Here is a 17,802-nt window from a genome sequence, read left to right as displayed (position 1 = left end):
TCTCAAACTGGACGATACTGAAATCAGTTCATCCAGCGATTGCTGTTCTTGCGACGCGGGATCAGGTGCGGCAACAGCAGGCCAAGCAGCAGGCCAACGCCGGCTACGCCGCCGCCGTACATGAACCACTGCAGGATAATGGTGCGCTGTTTGTCGTCGAGCTGCAGGTTAACCGCGTTAACCTTCTTCTGGGCTACGACCAGCTGATTTTTCAGATCTTGATTTTCCTGCTGCAGGCCGCTGATGGTGCCGTCGCTTGCAGCCACTTTTTGCTGCATTTCCGCCGTGCGCTGGTTCCAGCTGTTGTCGATATTGGCCAGCTTGTCGGTCAAGGTTTTCACTTGCTGTTCCAGTGCGGGAACGCGAGTGCGCAGGCTTGGCGTTTCGCTGAGCTGATCGAGCGGGATCCAGATATTGCGGCCTTTCGGATCGCGGATTTGGCCATAATTGGTGCTGTCATTTACGCTCAACAGGGTGACTTCTTCACCGGCGTTCAGAGTACCGACGATACGGTACTGATTACCCGGGCCGCTGTGGACGTAAGTACTCAATTCATCGGAGATATAGCGCTTGTCTTCGGCATGTGCGCCCCAAGTGATGCTGAAGCTCAGCACGGCAAGGCAAATTAGGCGTAATTTCTGCATTAGTTCATCGTTTCTGTGTGAATTTATGGAACGATAGTAGAGCGTTCAGTCTGACGACGCAACGCAAAAACCGGAATGAGAACTATCTTACTGTGGCAGATTCTGTGAGTTGCGCAGCGTTTTATAACGTAACAGGTTTTTTCTGCAGTTAGCAGGGTTAAGGCGCCGGGAATCGCGGTAAGATAATGGCAACTGTGCGTCATCGGGCAGAGCGCGGCAGGCAGAGCTCGCCGCCGTGAAGGCTGACGCGAATGCGTAACTTATTGGTGTAAAAGACTTATGACCGTTGAAATAGAATTGAAATTTATTGCTACCCCGGATGCCGTCGCCGCTTTGCCGCAGCAACTGGCCGCCTGGCCGCATCAGCATTCGGCGCCGCAAAAGCTGACCAATATTTACTTCGAAACCGCCGACAATTTTTTGCGCAACCATGATATGGGGCTGCGCATTCGCGGTTTTGACGACAGTTACGAAATGACCATCAAAACCGCCGGCAAGGTGGTGGCGGGTTTGCATCAGCGTCCGGAATACAACGTGGCGATCGCCAAGCCCGAGCTGGCGCTGGATTTGTTCCCGGCGGATATCTGGCCGCAGGGCTGCGACATCCAGGCGCTGCAGCAGCAATTGCAACCGCTGTTCCGCACCGATTTCGTGCGTGAGAAGTGGGTGGTCACTTACGGTAAGAGCGAGATTGAGGTTGGTCTGGACCAGGGCGAGGTGAGTGCGGGTGAACTGAACGAAGCGCTGTGCGAGATCGAACTGGAGCTTAAAGAAGGCAACACCGCCGATTTGCTGGCGTTGGCGAACGTGCTGGCAGAACACGGCGGCCTGCGTCAGGGCAGCCTGAGCAAGGCGGCGCGCGGTTATCATTTGGCGCAGGGGAACCCCTCGCGCGAGCGCCACCCGCTGGCGGTATTGAAGCCGGCAGCCAAATCCAGCGTTGAACAGGGGATGGTTGCCAGCTTTGAACTGGGGCTGAGCCATTGGCAGTATCACGAAGAACTGTGGCTGCGCGGCGATGGTCAGGCTCGCCGTTCGGTAATGGAAGCGATTGCTCTGATTCGTCAGGCGCTGGTGGTCTTCGGCGGCCTGGTGCCGCGCAAGGCCAGTGCCGATCTGCGCGCCCGGCTGACTGCGCTGGAGCCGCTGCTGGTTGATAAAACCACCAAACCGCAGGTGCTGTGCTACAGCGCAGAATACCTGCAATGTAAGTTGGCGCTCACATCATGGCTGGTGACCGGCGCCTGGCGGCCGTTTATCGACGCCAAAGCCCAGACCAAGCTGGACGGCTCTTTCAAACGTTTCAGCGACATTATGCTTGGGCGCAGCGCCGCCGAGCTGAAGGAAGCCTTCACCCGCACGCTCAATGACGACGAGTATGAAGAACAGCTGCCGCGTCTGACGCGCCAGGTCTCGGCATTTATTCTGCTGTCGGGCGCGTATCCGGACGACGAAACCGGCCCGTACATCGAAAGCTGGCGCGAGCTGCAGCTGGCGGTGGCTGAACGGCGTCAGGGCTGGTACGAAGCTACTCGCAAACAGGCCTTATCGCATGCGCCATTCTGGTTAAACGGCGCGCTCCGCTAATCAAGCCGGCCTGCGAGGTGCAGGCCGCAGGACGGATCATTCACTATGTTGCCACTCTCGTGCGCGTTACAGGTTCAGGCACAGAACATCGTGCAGCGTTTTCAGGAAGCTCAGGGCGCCGATTGTACGCTCAGTAGTCAGGAACAGTGGGTTTTAGCGTCAAGTGACTTTGTCAGCGACATGTTGCTCAACCAGCCTGCATGGCTGGAGACGCTACGCAAGCAACCACCGGTGGCGGACGAATGGCAACATTATGCCGCCTGGTTGCAGGACTCCCTGGAAGAGGTGCGTGACGAAACGCAACTGATGCGTGTGTTGCGCCTGTTCCGCCGCGAGACGCTGGTGAGGATCGCCTGGGCGCAGGCGCTGAACCTGTGCAGCACGGAAGAAACGCTGTTGCAACTGAGCCGGTTGGCGGAAACGCTGATCGTCAGCGCCCGCGACTGGCTGTACCAAACCTGTTGCCGCGAGTGGGGTACGCCTTGCAACGCGCAGGGCGTTCCGCAGCCGCTGCTGATCCTCGGCATGGGGAAATTGGGCGGCGGTGAGCTGAACTTCTCGTCCGATATCGATCTGATCTTCGCCTACCCGGAAAACGGCCAGACCCAGGGCGGGCGGCGCGAGCTGGATAACGCCCAGTTCTTCACCCGTCTGGGGCAGCGGCTGATCAAAGCGCTGGATCAGCAAACCATTGACGGCTTTGTCTATCGCGTGGACATGCGGCTGCGGCCTTTCGGCGACAGCGGTCCGCTGGTGATGAGTTTTGCCGCGCTGGAAGATTATTATCAGGAGCAGGGCCGTGACTGGGAGCGTTACGCCATGGTAAAGGCGCGGCTGATGGGCGGATCTGAAGACGCTTACAGCCAGGAACTGCGCAAAACCCTGCGGCCGTTCGTGTTCCGCCGTTACATCGATTTCAGCGTGATCCAGTCGCTGCGCAACATGAAAGGCATGATCGCACGTGAAGTGCGGCGACGCGGCTTGAAAGACAACATCAAACTGGGCGCCGGCGGCATTCGCGAAATTGAATTTATCACCCAGGTGTTCCAACTGATCCGCGGCGGGCGCGAGCCGATGCTGCAAGGGCGTTCGCTGCTGCCGACCTTGCAAGCGGTGGGTGAACTGGGGCTGTTGGAGCCGCAACAGGCCCAGGCGCTGAGCACCAGCTATCTGTTCCTGCGCCGGCTGGAAAACCTGCTGCAGGCGATTGCCGATCAACAGACCCAAACGCTGCCGCAGGATGAGCTCGATCAGGCGCGTCTGGCCTGGGGCATGGGGTTCAGCGACTGGCCGGCGCTGCTGGCGGCGCTGGAAACCCACATGCAGGCAGTAAGGGCGGTATTTAACGACCTGATTGGCGATGATAGCCCCGATGTGGGCGAAGATCCTGATTATCAGCACTATCACAGTCTGTGGCAGGATGCGCTTGAAGAGAACGAACTGGCGCCGCTGACCCCGCATTTGGATGAAGACGCGCGCAGGCAGGTGCTGCGTATCATTGCCGAATTCCGCCACGACGTAGACAAACGCACCATTGGCCCACGCGGGCGTGACGTGCTCGATCAACTGATGCCACGCTTGTTGGCCGAGGTGTGCCCGCGTCGGGATGCGCCGACCGCGCTGCTGCGTTTGACGCAATTGCTGCTGAGCATTGTGACCCGCACTACCTATCTTGAGCTGCTGGTGGAGTACCACGCGGCGCTTAACCATTTGATTCGCCTGTGCGCCGCTTCGCCGATGGTCGCCAATCAGCTGTCGCGCTACCCGCTGCTGCTGGATGAACTGCTGGAACCGGCGACGTTGTATCAGCCGGTGGCGCCGGATGCCTACCGCAGCGAGCTGCGCCAGTACCTGCTGCGGGTGCCGGAAGACGACGAAGAGCAAAAACTGGAAGCGTTGCGCCAGTTCAAACAGGCCCAGCAACTGCGTATCGCCGCCGGGGATATCTCCGGCGCGCTACCGGTGATGAAAGTCAGCGATCACCTCACCTATCTGGCAGAGGCGATCATTGACGTGGTGGTGCAGCAGGCATGGAGCGACATGGTGGCGCGCTATGGCCAGCCAACCCATTTGCAAGAGCGGGAAGGGCGTGGTTTTGCGGTGATTGGCTACGGCAAATTGGGCGGTTGGGAACTGGGCTACAGCTCCGATCTGGACCTGGTGTTTATCCTCGATTGCCCCCCGGACGTGATGACTGACGGCGAACGTTGCATTGATGGCCGTCAGTTCTATCTGCGCCTGGCGCAGCGGGTGATGCATCTGTTCGGCACCCGCACCTCGTCCGGTATTTTGTATGAGGTGGATGCTCGCCTGCGGCCTTCGGGCGCTGCCGGTATGCTGGTCAGCACCGTCGAGGCGTTTGCCGATTATCAACACAACGAGGCCTGGACCTGGGAACATCAGGCGCTGGTGCGGGCGCGCATCGTGCACGGTGACCCGGTTCTGCATCAACAGTTTGACGTTATCCGTCGCGAAATCCTGTGCAAACCGCGCGACCCTGAAACCTTGCGGAAAGAGGTGCGAGAGATGCGCGAGAAAATGCGCAGTCACCTCGGCAGCAAGCAACGCGACCTGTTTGATATCAAAGCCGACGAGGGCGGCATCACCGATATCGAATTTATTGCCCAGTATCTGGTCTTAGGCTATGCGAGCGCCGAGCCGCGTCTGACGCGCTGGTCGGATAACGTGCGCATTTTCGAACTGATGGCCAATTACGACATCATGCCGGAAGAGGAAGCGCGCGCGCTGACCCAGGCTTACGTCACCATGCGCGATGAGATCCATCACCTGGCGTTGCAAGAGCATTCCGGCAAGGTCAGTAGTGAGCTGTTCGCCGCCGAACGTGAGCAGGTACGCGCCAGTTGGGCGAAATGGCTGGGCTGACAAGGCCGGTTGCGCAATACGTTTTGCAGGTATTACGGACGTCTGTGGTAATATCTGCGCCACTAAAATTTTGGACTTTTTTGGAGTTATCGGATGAAAGTTACGCTGCCTGATTTTCGCCGCGCCGGGGTATTGGTGGTGGGTGACGTCATGTTGGATCGCTATTGGTATGGCCCGACCAGCCGCATTTCACCGGAAGCGCCGGTGCCGGTGGTCAAGGTTGATACCACCGAAGAGCGTCCGGGCGGTGCGGCTAACGTGGCGATGAACATTGCTTCGCTGGGCGCCAACTCGCGTCTGGTGGGCCTGACCGGCATCGATGACGCGGCGCGTGCGCTGAGCGCCAAGCTGAACGAAGTGAACGTGCGCTGCGATTTTGTCTCGGTGCCGACGCACCCGACCATTACCAAGCTGCGCGTGCTGTCGCGTAACCAGCAACTGATCCGTCTCGATTTCGAAGAAGGTTTTTCCAACGTCGATCCGCAGCCGATGCTGGAACGCATCCAGCAGGCGCTGCCGCATATTGGCGCGCTGGTGCTGTCTGACTACGCCAAAGGTGCATTGAGCCAGGTGCAGAGCATGATCCAATTGGCGCGTGCCGCCAAGGTGCCGGTGCTCATCGATCCAAAAGGCTCCGATTTTGAGCGCTATCGCGGTGCGACGCTGCTGACGCCAAACCTGTCCGAGTTTGAGGCGGTGGTAGGCCACTGCAAAGACGAAGCAGAATTGGTTGAACGCGGCATGAAGCTGGTGGCGGATTTTGAGCTTTCCGCGCTGCTGGTCACCCGTTCCGAGCATGGCATGACGCTGCTGCAACCGGGCATTGCGCCGTTGCATCTGCCAACGTTGGCGCAGGAAGTGTTTGACGTGACCGGTGCCGGCGATACCGTGATTGGTGTACTGGCTGCGGCTCTGGCTGCCGGTAATACGTTGGAAGAATCCTGTTTCCTGGCCAATGCCGCCGCCGGCGTGGTGGTGGGCAAACTGGGGACCTCGACCGTGTCGCCAATCGAACTGGAAAACGCAGTGCGCGGCCGTGCCGAAACCGGCTTTGGCGTGATGACCGAAGCCCAGTTGAAAACTGCCGTGGCCCAGGCTCGCCAGCGCGGTGAGAAAGTGGTGATGACCAACGGCATCTTCGACATTCTGCATGCCGGCCATGTTTCTTATCTGGCTAATGCCCGCAAATTGGGCGATCGCCTGATCGTGGCGGTGAACAGCGATGCGTCCACCAAACGTCTGAAAGGTGAAACCCGCCCGGTCAACGCGCTGGAAAACCGCATGATCGTGCTCGGCGCGCTGGAAGCGGTGGACTGGGTCGTGCCGTTTGAAGAAGACACGCCGCAGCGCTTGATCGCCGACATCCTGCCGGATCTGCTGGTGAAAGGCGGTGACTACAAACCTGAAGAGATCGCCGGCAGTGCCGAGGTGTGGGCCAACGGCGGCGATGTCAAGGTACTGAACTTTGAAGACGGCCTGTCGACGACCAACATCATCAAGGCAATCAAAGACGGGCGTGGTTAACATCTTCTTTTTTAGCCTAAATAATTCGAGTTGCATAAAGGCGGCAATCGAGTGAGTCCCGATGAGCTTACATGAGTAAGTGATTCGGGCGAGTAAGAGCAGCCAACGTGGATGCAGCTTGAAGTATGACGGATAAAATGGCGGTGGTCAGTGAGTGGACTGAAGCAGGAACTGGGGTTGGCGCAGGGCGTCGGGTTATTGTCCACGTCGTTGCTGGGCACCGGGGTGTTTGCCGTTCCGGCACTGGCGGCACAGGTGGCGCAGGGCGATAGCCTGTGGGCCTGGCCGGTGCTGATTGCGCTGGTCTTTCCTATCGCCATCGCCTTTGCGGCTTTGGGCCGCCACTTCCCCAGTGCCGGTGGTGCCGCGCACTTTGTCGGTATGGCCTTTGGCCCGCGCATGGCGAAGGTCACCGGCTGGTTGTTTCTGTCGGTGATCCCGGTCGGTCTGCCGGCTGCCTTGCAAATTGCCGCCGGGTTCTGGCAGGCCACGCTCGGTTGGAGCGCCAACGGCCTGCTGCTGGTACAGATCGCCACGCTGGTGGCGATTTGGCTGCTGGGGACGCGCAGCGCGGGCTCCAGCGCCAATATTCAAACGTTGATCGCCATTCTGGTGGTGGCGCTGGTGGCCGCTATCTGGTGGCGAGGCGATATCTCGCTTGCCCAAATCCCCTGGCCTGCGATAGACGAAATTTCTCCCCCCAATCTGTTCCATGCGCTGGCGGTGATGTTCTGGTGTTTTGTCGGCCTGGAGGCGTTCGCGCATTTGGCGACGGAATTCCGTAACCCCGAGCGCGATTTCCCGCGTGCGCTGCTGCTTGGCATGTTGGTTGCCGGGGCTGTCTACTGGGGCTGTACCGTGGCGGTGCTGCATTTCCACGCTTACGGCGAGCATCAGGCTGCCGCCGCGTCGCTGCCCGGCATCGTGGTGCAACTGTTTGGCCAGCATGCGCTGTGGGTCGCCTGCATCATTGGTTATCTGGCCTGTTTCGCCAGCGTGAATATCTATACGCAGAGCTTTGCCAGGCTGGTGTGGTCGCAGGCGCAGGAGCGGCCGTCCAGCGCGTTGGCCAAGCTGTCTGCCGGGCAAGCACCGGTCAATGCATTGAGCGCGGTCGTGGGGTGCTGTCTGTTGTTCACCTTGCTGATTTATACGCTGAAGCTGCCGCTGGATACGCTGTTGGTGTATGCCAATGGCATTTTTGTGCTGATTTATCTGCTGTGCATGCTGGCGGGGTGCCGAATTTTGCACGGGCGTTCACGGCTGATGGCGGCGACAGGTTTGGTGCTGTGCCTGTTGCTAATGGTGATTATCGGCTGGAAAAGCCTGTATGCGCTGGGGATGTTCGCGCTGATTTGGCTGGTGCTGCCGCGCGGGCCGCGGGCGGCGATCGCACCCTGATAAGGGCGCGGTATCGCGCCCTGGGTGAAGCCTTATTCTGCGTCTGGCCGTTGCGCTGCCGGCGCTGCGTTCAGCTTGCTTTCCAACTCGCTCATACGCTGTTCCAGTAACGCCAGTTTTTCACGGGTGCGCAGCAGCACCTGGGTTTGCACGTCGAACTCTTCGCGGTTGACCAAATCCAGGCGAGTGAGCTGCGACTGCAGTACCTGACGGATTTTCTTCTCGACGTCTTCCCCGAATTCACGAACGCCTTTAGGCATGGACTCATGAACCTGGCGTGCGATCTGTTCAATTTTTTTCGGGTCAATCATGGCGTATCCCTTTCAGAGTTTAATAGCTGTTGCCTAGTGTAATGCGAGTTGCCCGCCGGATAAACCAATAACCGCATTCTCCGCAGGGGGCCGAATTGTGCTTTTGCCAATTGCCCTGATTAATCATTAGCGTTATAGTCAGAATGCTTATTCTCAGGGCGGGGTGCAAGTCCCCACCGGCGGTAAATCACCTTCTACGGTGAAAGCCCGCGAGCGCTCAGCCAGTCTCTTGTAGCCTGGTTAGAGGTCAGCAGATCCGGTGTAATTCCGGGGCCGACGGTTATAGTCCGGATGGGAGAGAGTAACGGTATCTGCCGGGCTTGCGCCCGCTTGCGTTATTTTTTTAGCTATTGTTGTAGCTACTCCTCAAGATCGCCCTGGTTCTGGTAATCCATAATTTTCTAATGAGGTTTTTTACCATGAATCAGACGCTACTTTCAGATTTCGGCACGCCGGTAGAACGCGTTGAACGCGCTCTTGAAGCATTGCGCAACGGGCGCGGTGTGATGGTGCTTGATGATGAAAATCGTGAAAACGAAGGTGATATGATCTTCGCCGCAGAAACCATGACCGTTGAGCAAATGGCGCTGACCATTCGTCACGGCAGCGGTATTGTGTGCCTGTGCATCACCGAAGACCGCCGTCAGCAGCTTGAGCTGCCGATGATGGTGACCAACAACTCCAGCCAGTTCCAGACTGCCTTCACCGTGACTATCGAAGCGGCGCAGGGTGTGACGACCGGCGTTTCCGCTTCCGACCGCCTGACCACCATTCGTGCGGCGGTTGCCGAGAACGCCAAGCCGAGCGATCTGAACCGCCCTGGCCACGTGTTCCCTCTGCGTGCGCAGCCGGGCGGGGTGCTAAGCCGCCGTGGTCACACCGAAGCGACCATCGACCTGGTGGCAATGGCCGGTTTCAAACCTGCCGGCGTGCTGTGTGAACTGACCAACGACGATGGCAGCATGGCGCATGCCCCGGAAGTGATCGCTTTCGCCAGCCAGCATGGTATGACTGTGGTGACCATCGAGGATCTGGTGGCTTATCGCCAGGCCCACGAGCAGAAGGCCAGTTGATAGCGACGCCGAATATGAAAAAAGCCGCGAATGCGGCTTTTTTTGTGGCTGAAAATACTTAACCGATGCCGCCGCTTTGCAACAGCGTCAGGCTGAACCCCATGACCGCCATCCCGCACAGCACACCGTAGCTGGGGTTGTTGTGCGGGTCGATCTCTTTGGCCAGCGGCATCAATTCATCCACCGACAGGGCCACCATGATACCGGCCACCGCGGCCATAATCGACGCCATCACTACCGGCGAGATCATCGGGCCGAGCAGCAGGAACGCCAGCACGCCGCCGAGAATTTCCGCCATGCCGGAAATGCCCGACCACAGCAGCGCTTTGGTTTTTGAGCCGGTTGCGGCATACACCGGCCCGGCAACCGCCAATCCTTCAGGAATATTGTGGATGGCGACTGCCAGCGCGACGCCCATCCCCAATTCCAGATCGGCGCTGGCGGTGACGAAGGTCGCGACGCCTTCCGGGAAATTGTGCAGGCTGATGCCGAGCGTCAGCAGCATTGCGGTGCGTTTCAGGTTATAGGGAGTGAGCGGCTTTTGCTGCAAATCCTGTGGGTGCTGATGTGGCAGCAGGCGGTCCAGCGCAAAATACCCCAAAAGGCCGAGCATGAACATGCCGTAGCCCAGCATTGGCGACATACCCTGGGTGTGCAACGCCGCAGGCAGCATTTCCATCAGTGAAATCAGCAGCATAATCCCTGCGGCAAAGCCGAGGGCAAAGGCCAGCATCCGGTTAGACGGTTTTTGGCCGATGATGCCGAACAGGGCGCCGACAAAGGTGGCTCCGCCGGCCAGCAGGGTCAGGATCAGGGGTACTGACAGAATAGCCTCCTTATATGCCGATAATTGTTGTTTATTTTCTGATACTAACAGAGTCACAGCTGAAATCGAGCGGGTTTGACGGATGACTTCGATTGTTCAAACCATTCAAATTTATTGAAGATGATCATCATGGTTATCCGGCTGTATTGCCATGGCAAACGGCGTAATCTGCTTAACAGAACCTATGATGACTAACCAAGGATTATGTATGAACACCTCTCGTATGCCTGCTCTTTTCCTCGGCCACGGTAGCCCGATGAACGCGCTGGAAGAAAATCGCTACACCCAGGCATGGCGTACGTTGGGTAAAACGCTACCGCGTCCGAAAGCTATCGTCGCCGTTTCTGCGCACTGGTACACCCGTGGCACCGCGGTTACCGCGATGGAAAAGCCGAAAACCATCCATGATTTTGGCGGTTTCCCACAGGCGCTGTTTGATACTCAGTACCCGGCGCCGGGCTCTCCTGAACTGGCGGCGCAGTTGCAGCAGTTGCTTGCGCCGATTGAGGTCACGGCGGATATCAGCGAATGGGGGCTGGACCACGGCACCTGGGGAGTCTTGATCAAGATGTATCCCGACGCGGATATCCCTATCGTACAACTCAGTATCGACGGCACCAAACCGGCTGAATACCATTACCAGCTGGGCCGCAAACTGGCGGCGCTGCGTGAGCAGGGGGTGATGATTGTCGCCAGCGGCAACGTGGTGCATAACCTGCGGATGGTGAAATGGCAAGGTGACGCCACCCCGTATCCGTGGGCGGAGGCCTTTGACAAGTACGTACGCGATAATCTGAATTATCGGGGAGATAACCATCCTCTGGTGGATTTCATGCAACATCCGGGGGCGGCGTTGTCGAACCCGACGCCGGAACACTATTTGCCGCTGCTGTATGTGCTGGGCAGTTGGGATGGTGAAGAAGCGATATCCGTGCCTGTGGACGGCATCGAGATGGGGGCTTTGAGCATGCTGTCGGTACAGGTCGGTTAAATAAAAAACGCCAGTCTCAGACTGGCGTTTGCATTTCAGGTATCTGTCGAGTGTTCGTCAGCCGAGGATGATGTGCGGGTAGAAGCGCGACAGATCCTGAGTGATCAACTCGCGATCTTCACGCAGGCCGATACCGCAGGGCTGATCGTCCACCAACCAACTACCGATCAGCGTATAGCTGCCCTCGAACTGCGGCAACGGGTGGAACTGTTGCACAATCATGCCTTCTTCGCCGTACGGGCCGTCAACGCGTGCCACTTCCTGACCGTTCTGCACGATCTGGATATTGGCGCCTTCGCGTGAGAACAGCGGCTTGGTAACGTAGTGATCGAGCTGCGGATGCTCGTCCTGCGCGAAGTAGGCAGGCAGCAGGTTCGGGTGATCCGGGAACATTTCCCACAGCATCGGCAGCAGCGCCTTGTTGGAGATAATGCTTTTCCAGGCCGGCTCCAGCCAGCGCACGCCGGCATCTTCCAGCTTGGTGGAAAACATCTCGCGCAGCATAAACTCCCACGGATAGAGCTTGAACAGATTACCGATAACCTGGTCTTGCAGATCGGTAAACTGGCCTTTCTCGCCGAGACCAATCTCTTCCATAAACAGGAACTCGGTCGGCACGCCGGCTTCCAGCGCGCAGTCCTGCAAGTATTGCACCGTACCGCGATCTTCTTCGCTGTCCTGGCAGCAGGCCAGATGCAGCAGACCGAAGCCGTGGTGCGCTTTCAGATCGGCAAAACGTTCAATCAGTTTTTCCTGCAGGCTGTTGTACTGATCGGACTCCGGGCTGAGGTTACCGGCGTTGATCTGGTCTTCCAGCCACAGCCATTGGAAGAAGGCCGCTTCATACAGCGAGGTTGGCGTATCGGCATTATTCTCCAGCAACTTGGGCGGATTGACGCCGTCGTAGGCCAGATCGAGACGCGAATACAGCGAAGGTTGGCTGGTGCGCCATGAGCTGCGCACGAAATCCCAGGTGTGTTTCGGGATCTGGAATTTGGCCATCAGCGCATCGCTGCCGACCACTTTTTCCACCACCTGCAGACACATCTGATGCAGTTCGGCGGTGGCGCTTTCGATCTCTTCAATTTGCGCCAGCGTAAACTGGTAATAGGCATCCTCACACCAGTACGGCTCGCCGTACATGGTGTGGAATTTGAAGCCGAACTCGGTCGCTTTTTCGCGCCAGTCCGGGCGCTCGGTAATCGCAACGCGTTTCATGTCTTAACCGCCCATGCTGCGTGAGCTGCCGGAGGTCGCGCTGCTGCGCTGCATGCTGGTCTGCTTGGCCACGGATTCGCCAAAGCCGCCGCGGGTAACGGTGTTGGTTACCGCCGGTTTTGGCGCCATCGCGGTTTTCGGTACCGTCATGGTGCGGCCGCCGGCGGTGGCCGGGCCATAACTCTTGCCGGTGGCGTCAACGAACTTGCCGTTGGCCGGGCTGGCGGCATTTTTGGAGGTGAACAGCGGCTGTTGGGCAAAGCCGGAGCCGCCCATCATGCGGCCCATCATGTAGCCTGCCATCAGCGGCATCCAGAAACTGCCGCTGCTTTGCGATTCTGCCGCCATGCCGGCCTGCGCCGGAGCGGGGGTCTGAGTACACTGCGCTTCACCGAATTCGGCGACGCAGTCTTCGCGGGTGGCGTATTTAGGCGCGGTTTTTTCGGCTTCTTTCAGGGCGTTGTTATAGGCGGTGGTGCACTGCTCGCTCATGGAAGGGTTAGTGCGCGAACACTCGTCGGCATTTTGATACATCGAGACCGTTTCATCCGCTTTTTCACAGCCGGCCAGCATAAATACGCCGCTGATTGCCAAGGCTACGGGCGCAACGCGGTAGCTGCGCCAGGATTTGCGGAACGTCTCTTGGTTGATGTTTTTTGTCCGTTTCATCGTTATTAATCCCATCAGTCGGGCTGTTGTCGCCCTTTCCCAGTAGTGGCGGTAAGAATAGGGGAAAGATGGTCAAAATTAAAGCTGAAACGCCCGTGGAATCCACTCTTTACGCAGTTATACGTTAGGCTGTGCGCCAGCTCGCTTTACCGGCTAAAAAAGTAGCGGCAGAGTTCCATTATGAAACGGCAGAAAGATTGTTTCGTTTCATAATGGAACAAAAACGCGGGATGGCGCAAAGCTCTCCGTTCGCCCTATAGTCAGTGCATAACAACGCGACGGCACAAGACCGGACGCATCATCACCTGATATCTGAACGTTACCATCGCCAATTTCCCTACAAGGAACCGGTTATGTTGAGAATCATCCAGTCCCCAGGCAAGTACATTCAGGGCGCCAATGCACTGGTCGCCGTGGGTCAATACGCTAAAGCGCTTGCCGACCATTATTTCGTGATTGCCGACGACTTCGTCATGAAGCTGGCAGGCGATACGCTGATGGGCAGCCTGCAACAGCACGGGGTGAAATATCACGCCTGCCTGTTCAACGGCGAATGCTGCCATAAGGAAATCGACCGGTTGGGGCGCGAACTGAAGGCTCATGGCTGTCGCGGCGTGATTGGCGTCGGCGGCGGCAAAACCCTCGATACCGCCAAAGCCATCGCGCATTACCAGCAATTGCCGGTGGTGTTAATCCCCACCATTGCCTCCACCGATGCGCCGACCAGCGCGCTGTCGGTGATCTACACCGAACAGGGCGAGTTTGCCGAGTACCTGATCTACCCGCGCAACCCCGATATGGTGGTGATGGACAGCGCGATTATCGCCAAGGCACCGGTGCGCCTCTTGGTGGCGGGAATGGGCGATGCGCTTTCCACTTATTTCGAGGCGCAGGCTTGTTTCGACGCCCAGGCAACCAGCATGGCGGGCGGCAAATCGACGCTGGCGGCGCTTAGCCTGGCGCGGCTGTGCTATGAAACGCTGCTGGCAGAAGGCGTCAAAGCCAAACTGGCTGTCGAGGCTGGCGTAGTGACGGAAGCGGTCGAACGCATTATCGAGGCCAATACCTATTTGAGCGGCATGGGTTTTGAAAGCAGCGGGCTGGCGGCGGCGCACGCTATTCACAACGGTTTCACCGTGCTGGAAGAGTGCCATCACCTGTACCACGGCGAGAAAGTGGCTTTCGGCACGCTATCGCAACTGGTGCTGCAAAACAGCAGCATGGCGCAGATCGACACGGTGCTGGATTTCTGCCACCGCATCGGCCTGCCCGTCACGCTGGCCGAGATGGGCATTAGCGGCGATGCGGCAGAGAAAATCATGGCGGTTGCCGAAGCCAGCTGCGCCGCCGGCGAAACCATCCACAACATGCCTTTCAAGGTGACGCCGGCCGGCGTACAGGCCGCAATCTTGACGGCAGACCGGCTGGGCAGCGCCTGGCTGCAACAGCATCAATGCTGATACCGCAGGGGCGCAGCAGGCTGCGTCCCATTGGCTAAACGAGGAAATGACCGTGAAAAAACTGATCAATAAGGTTGAGTCGGTACTGGAAGAGCAACTGCTGGGGCTGGCGGAAGCGCACCCAGAACTGTTGGTGCACCAGGAGCCGGTGTTCGTGACCCGCGCCGACGCGCCGGTAGCGGGCAAGGTGGCTATCCTGTCCGGCGGCGGCAGCGGCCACGAACCCATGCACTGCGGCTTTGTCGGCGAAGGCATGCTCGACGGTGCCTGTCCGGGGGAGATTTTTACCTCGCCGACGCCGGATAAAATGTACGAGTGCGGCCAGGCTATCGACGGCGGTGCCGGGGTGTTGTTGCTGATCAAAAACTACACCGGCGACGTGCTGAATTTCGAAACCGCCACCGAACTGCTGCACGACAGCGGCACCCAGGTGGCGACGGTGCTGGTGGACGATGACGTGGCGGTCAAAGACAGCCTGTTCACCGCCGGCCGGCGTGGGGTAGCGAATACCGTATTGATGGAGAAATTGCTCGGTGCCGCGACGGCGCGCGGCGACGATCTGGACACCGTGGTGACGCTGGGCCACAGGATCAACAATCAAGGGCATTCGATTGGCATCGCGCTGGGCGCCTGTACCGTGCCCGCAGCCGGCAAACCCTCGTTTGTGCTGGCGGAAAACGAGATGGAGTTCGGCGTCGGTATTCACGGCGAGCCGGGCATTGCGCGGCGTCCGTTCACCGGTCTCAATGCGGCGGTGGATGACATGTTCCATACCCTGATCGAACATGGGCATTACCAGCGCACCATTCGTGCCTGGGATCGCCGGCAGGGTGAATGGCGCGATGAAGTGCAGACCAAGCAGCCGCTGACGCGCGGCGACCGGGTGATTGCGCTGGTGAATAACCTGGGTGCGACGCCGCTTTCCGAGCTGTACGGCGTTTATCACCGGTTGGCGGAACGTTGCGCCGAGGCGGGCATGATCGTTGAACGCAGCCTGGTGGGCGCCTATTGCACCTCGCTGGACATGCAGGGAGTATCGATTACCTTGCTGAAGGTGGATGACGAGCTGTTGGCATTGTGGGATGCGCCGGTGAAAACGCCCGCGCTACGTTGGGGTTGCTGAGGAGGATCTATGGCATTAACGAAACAACAGGTCGTGGACTGGCTGATGCGCTGCGGCGAGGTGTTTACTCAGCAGCGTGATTTTTTGACCCGGCTGGATACCGAAATTGGCGATGCCGACCATGGCCTGAACATGAACCGCGGCTTCAACAAGGTGGTGGAAAAGCTGCCGTCGGTGGCGGATAAAGACATCGGTTTTATTCTTAAAAATACGGGCATGACGCTGCTGTCGAGCGTTGGCGGCGCCAGCGGCCCGCTGTTCGGCACTTTCTTTATCCGCGCGGCACAGGCGGCCAATGCCAAGCAAAGCCTGGATCTGGCGGAGCTCCATCAGATGATGCAAGAGGGCGTCGAGGGCGTGGTGATGCGCGGCAAGGCGGAGCCGGGCGATAAAACCATGTGCGACGTCTGGTGGCCGGTGGTGGAAAGTCTCGGCCAGTCGGCGCAACAGCAGTCGAGCGTGGCGGAGGCCCTGCAGCGCGCCAGTGAACGGGCGGAACAGGCGGTAGAGGGCACCATCACCCTGCAGGCGCGTAAAGGGCGGGCCAGCTACCTGGGCGAGCGCAGCATCGGCCATCAGGATCCGGGCGCCACCTCGGTGATGCTGATGATAAAAACGCTGGCCGAGGTCGCCGGCCACTAGCAGGAGGCGAGATGATCAATATCGTTGTAGTTTCCCACAGCGCGCAGCTGGCGCGCGGGGTCGAAGAGCTGGCGTTGCAGATGATGCGCGGCGACGGCTGCAAACTGGTGCTGGCGGCGGGCGTCGATGATGCCGAGCATCCTATAGGCACCGATGCGATCAAGGTCATGGAGGCCATTGAGTCGGTGGCGGACGGCGCGGGCATTGTAGTGCTGATGGATTTGGGCAGTGCGTTGCTGAGCGCAGAAACCGCGATCGAGCTGCTGGATCCGCAGTTGGCCGCCAAAGTGCGGCTGTGTTCGGCACCGCTGGTTGAGGGGACGCTGGCCGCGGTGGTCGCCGCCAATTCCGGTGCCGGGCTGGAACAGGTGCTGGCAGAAGCGCAGGGCGCGCTGCTGGCCAAGCAGGCGCAACTGGGTGAAGCCGCGCCGGCGGCAAAAAGCGTTGAATTGCCGTTGACGCAGGGAAAAAGCGTCAGTTGGACGGTGCAGAACCCGCATGGGTTACATGCCCGACCGGCGGCGCGGCTGGCGGAAACGCTGGCGCCCTTTGAGGCCGAACTGGTGTTGGAAAAACAGGGGCAATGCGCCAATCCGCGCAGCCTCAATCAACTGGCGTTGCTGCAGGTACGGCACGGCGACACCGTTCGGTTGATTGCCGACGGCCCGCAGGCTGAGCAGGCGCTGGCGGCGTTCAGGGCGCTGGCGGAACAGCACTTTGGCGAAACGGTTTCGGAACAGCAACTGCCTTCGCTGCACGGCATCCCGGTGGCGGAAAGCGTGACCAGCGGCCCGGTGTTGCAAGCGCTCAGCTTCTGGCCGACGGTGAGCGAGCGCCCGATTGGCGCGGACGACGTGTTGACCGAACAGCAGCGGCTGCGTGAGGCGTTGCAGCATACCCTGAGCGATCTCAACCGATTGGCGGAGCGTACCGGCACATTGATCGGCAAACCGCAGGCGGCGATTTTCGGCGCGCACAGCATGCTGTTGGACGATCCGGATCTGCAACAGGCGGCCTATACGCGCATTGCTCAACAACAATGCAGCGCCGAGCAGGCCTGGCGGCAGGAAATGGAGGCGATCATCGAGGATTATCGCGCGCTGGACGATGAGTACATGCGGGCGCGCGAACTGGACGTGCGGGACATGCTGCGCCGCACTCTGAGCCATCTGCAACAGCAGCCGTTGCTGCCGATTACGCTGACTGCGCCCTCGATTTTGGTGATGGATGAACTGATGCCTTCCGACGTGGTGATGCTCGATCGTCGCCTGGTGCTCGGCATCTGTCTGAGCGGCGGCAATGCGCTGTCGCACAGCGCGATCCTGGCGAAAGCGATGGGCATCCCGATGGTGGTCGGCATGAACGATTGCCTGAGCAAAACCCGTAGCGGCCAGAAAGCGATGCTGGACGCGGCGCGTGGAGTATTGCAGCTCAGTCATTGAGCTAAGCT

The 17,802-nt window shown here is 59.1% G+C and carries 15 protein-coding genes and 1 riboswitch; of the genes, 10 read left to right on the top strand and 5 right to left on the bottom strand.

The window, feature by feature from the left end:
* Positions 1-23: 23 nt before the first annotated feature.
* Complete coding sequence (locus tag V2S86_RS18725) at positions 24-644, bottom strand: TIGR04211 family SH3 domain-containing protein (protein ID WP_330763672.1); 621 nt, start codon at positions 642-644, stop codon at positions 24-26.
* Positions 645-923: 279 nt separating this feature from the next.
* Here V2S86_RS18725 and V2S86_RS18720 point away from each other — a divergent pair, with 279 nt between their 5' ends.
* The 4 genes from V2S86_RS18720 to yjeH all read left to right on the top strand — a co-directional run bounded on the left by V2S86_RS18720 (position 924) and on the right by yjeH (position 8,039).
* Positions 924-2,231 (top strand): inorganic triphosphatase, encoded by a 1,308-nt coding sequence (locus V2S86_RS18720; RefSeq protein ID WP_330763671.1) that lies wholly within the window; start codon positions 924-926, stop codon positions 2,229-2,231.
* Between the two features lie 45 nt (positions 2,232-2,276).
* The gene (gene glnE / locus V2S86_RS18715; protein WP_330763670.1) at positions 2,277-5,114 is read left to right on the top strand and encodes a bifunctional [glutamate--ammonia ligase]-adenylyl-L-tyrosine phosphorylase/[glutamate--ammonia-ligase] adenylyltransferase; all 2,838 of its coding nucleotides are present in this window, start codon (positions 2,277-2,279) and stop codon (positions 5,112-5,114) included.
* Positions 5,115-5,207: 93 nt separating this feature from the next.
* Positions 5,208-6,638, top strand: a complete 1,431-nt coding sequence (gene hldE, locus V2S86_RS18710) for a bifunctional D-glycero-beta-D-manno-heptose-7-phosphate kinase/D-glycero-beta-D-manno-heptose 1-phosphate adenylyltransferase HldE (protein ID WP_330763669.1) — start codon at positions 5,208-5,210, stop codon at positions 6,636-6,638.
* Positions 6,639-6,788: 150 nt separating this feature from the next.
* Positions 6,789-8,039 (top strand): L-methionine/branched-chain amino acid transporter, encoded by a 1,251-nt coding sequence (gene yjeH / locus V2S86_RS18705; protein ID WP_330763668.1) that lies wholly within the window; start codon positions 6,789-6,791, stop codon positions 8,037-8,039.
* Between the two features lie 32 nt (positions 8,040-8,071).
* On the opposite strand, the gene ubiK is transcribed toward yjeH, so the two are convergent.
* Positions 8,072-8,350: a ubiquinone biosynthesis accessory factor UbiK gene (ubiK, locus tag V2S86_RS18700; RefSeq protein ID WP_330763667.1), complete on the bottom strand. Its 279-nt coding sequence runs from the start codon at positions 8,348-8,350 to the stop codon at positions 8,072-8,074.
* Between the two features lie 145 nt (positions 8,351-8,495).
* A riboswitch (FMN riboswitch) is annotated at positions 8,496-8,657 on the top strand.
* A gap of 112 nt (positions 8,658-8,769) precedes the next feature.
* Here ubiK and ribB point away from each other — a divergent pair.
* Positions 8,770-9,423, top strand: coding sequence for a 3,4-dihydroxy-2-butanone-4-phosphate synthase (gene ribB / locus V2S86_RS18695; RefSeq protein ID WP_330763666.1), 654 nt, complete (start codon positions 8,770-8,772; stop codon positions 9,421-9,423).
* A gap of 58 nt (positions 9,424-9,481) precedes the next feature.
* On the opposite strand, the gene zupT is transcribed toward ribB, so the two are convergent.
* The gene (gene zupT, locus V2S86_RS18690) at positions 9,482-10,249 is read right to left on the bottom strand and encodes a zinc transporter ZupT (RefSeq protein ID WP_119805059.1); all 768 of its coding nucleotides are present in this window, start codon (positions 10,247-10,249) and stop codon (positions 9,482-9,484) included.
* A 208-nt stretch (positions 10,250-10,457) separates the two neighbouring features.
* On the opposite strand from zupT, the gene ygiD reads away from it, so the two are divergent.
* Positions 10,458-11,240: a 4,5-DOPA dioxygenase extradiol gene (gene ygiD / locus V2S86_RS18685; RefSeq protein WP_330763665.1), complete on the top strand. Its 783-nt coding sequence runs from the start codon at positions 10,458-10,460 to the stop codon at positions 11,238-11,240.
* Positions 11,241-11,297: 57 nt separating this feature from the next.
* Here the strand turns inward: ygiD and V2S86_RS18680 are convergent, their stop codons facing one another.
* Both V2S86_RS18680 and V2S86_RS18675 read right to left on the bottom strand, forming a co-directional pair.
* Positions 11,298-12,458: a glutathionylspermidine synthase family protein gene (locus V2S86_RS18680; RefSeq protein ID WP_330763664.1), complete on the bottom strand. Its 1,161-nt coding sequence runs from the start codon at positions 12,456-12,458 to the stop codon at positions 11,298-11,300.
* Positions 12,459-12,461: 3 nt separating this feature from the next.
* Complete coding sequence (locus V2S86_RS18675; RefSeq protein ID WP_330763663.1) at positions 12,462-13,127, bottom strand: DUF1190 family protein; 666 nt, start codon at positions 13,125-13,127, stop codon at positions 12,462-12,464.
* Between the two features lie 353 nt (positions 13,128-13,480).
* On the opposite strand from V2S86_RS18675, the gene V2S86_RS18670 reads away from it, so the two are divergent.
* Genes V2S86_RS18670 through dhaM form a run of 4 tightly spaced genes read left to right on the top strand, consistent with a single transcriptional unit; the run spans position 13,481 to position 17,794 of the window.
* A complete protein-coding gene (locus V2S86_RS18670; protein ID WP_330763662.1) occupies positions 13,481-14,587 on the top strand; it encodes a glycerol dehydrogenase in 1,107 nt (368 codons plus the stop codon).
* Between the two features lie 52 nt (positions 14,588-14,639).
* A complete protein-coding gene (dhaK, locus tag V2S86_RS18665) occupies positions 14,640-15,710 on the top strand; it encodes a dihydroxyacetone kinase subunit DhaK (RefSeq protein ID WP_330763661.1) in 1,071 nt (356 codons plus the stop codon).
* 9 nt (positions 15,711-15,719) lie between these two features.
* A complete protein-coding gene (dhaL, locus tag V2S86_RS18660) occupies positions 15,720-16,352 on the top strand; it encodes a dihydroxyacetone kinase subunit DhaL (RefSeq protein WP_330763660.1) in 633 nt (210 codons plus the stop codon).
* A gap of 11 nt (positions 16,353-16,363) precedes the next feature.
* On the top strand, positions 16,364-17,794 hold the full coding sequence (gene dhaM / locus V2S86_RS18655) for a dihydroxyacetone kinase phosphoryl donor subunit DhaM (protein ID WP_330763659.1): 1,431 nt from the start codon (positions 16,364-16,366) through the stop codon (positions 17,792-17,794).
* Positions 17,795-17,802 lie beyond the last annotated feature (8 nt).

Source organism: Serratia sp. C2(1) (assembly GCF_036352655.1).
Lineage (GTDB): Bacteria > Pseudomonadota > Gammaproteobacteria > Enterobacterales > Enterobacteriaceae > Serratia > Serratia inhibens.
The sequence above is the reverse complement of the archived record's forward strand: the minus strand, read 5'-3'. Positions and strand labels throughout refer to the sequence as shown.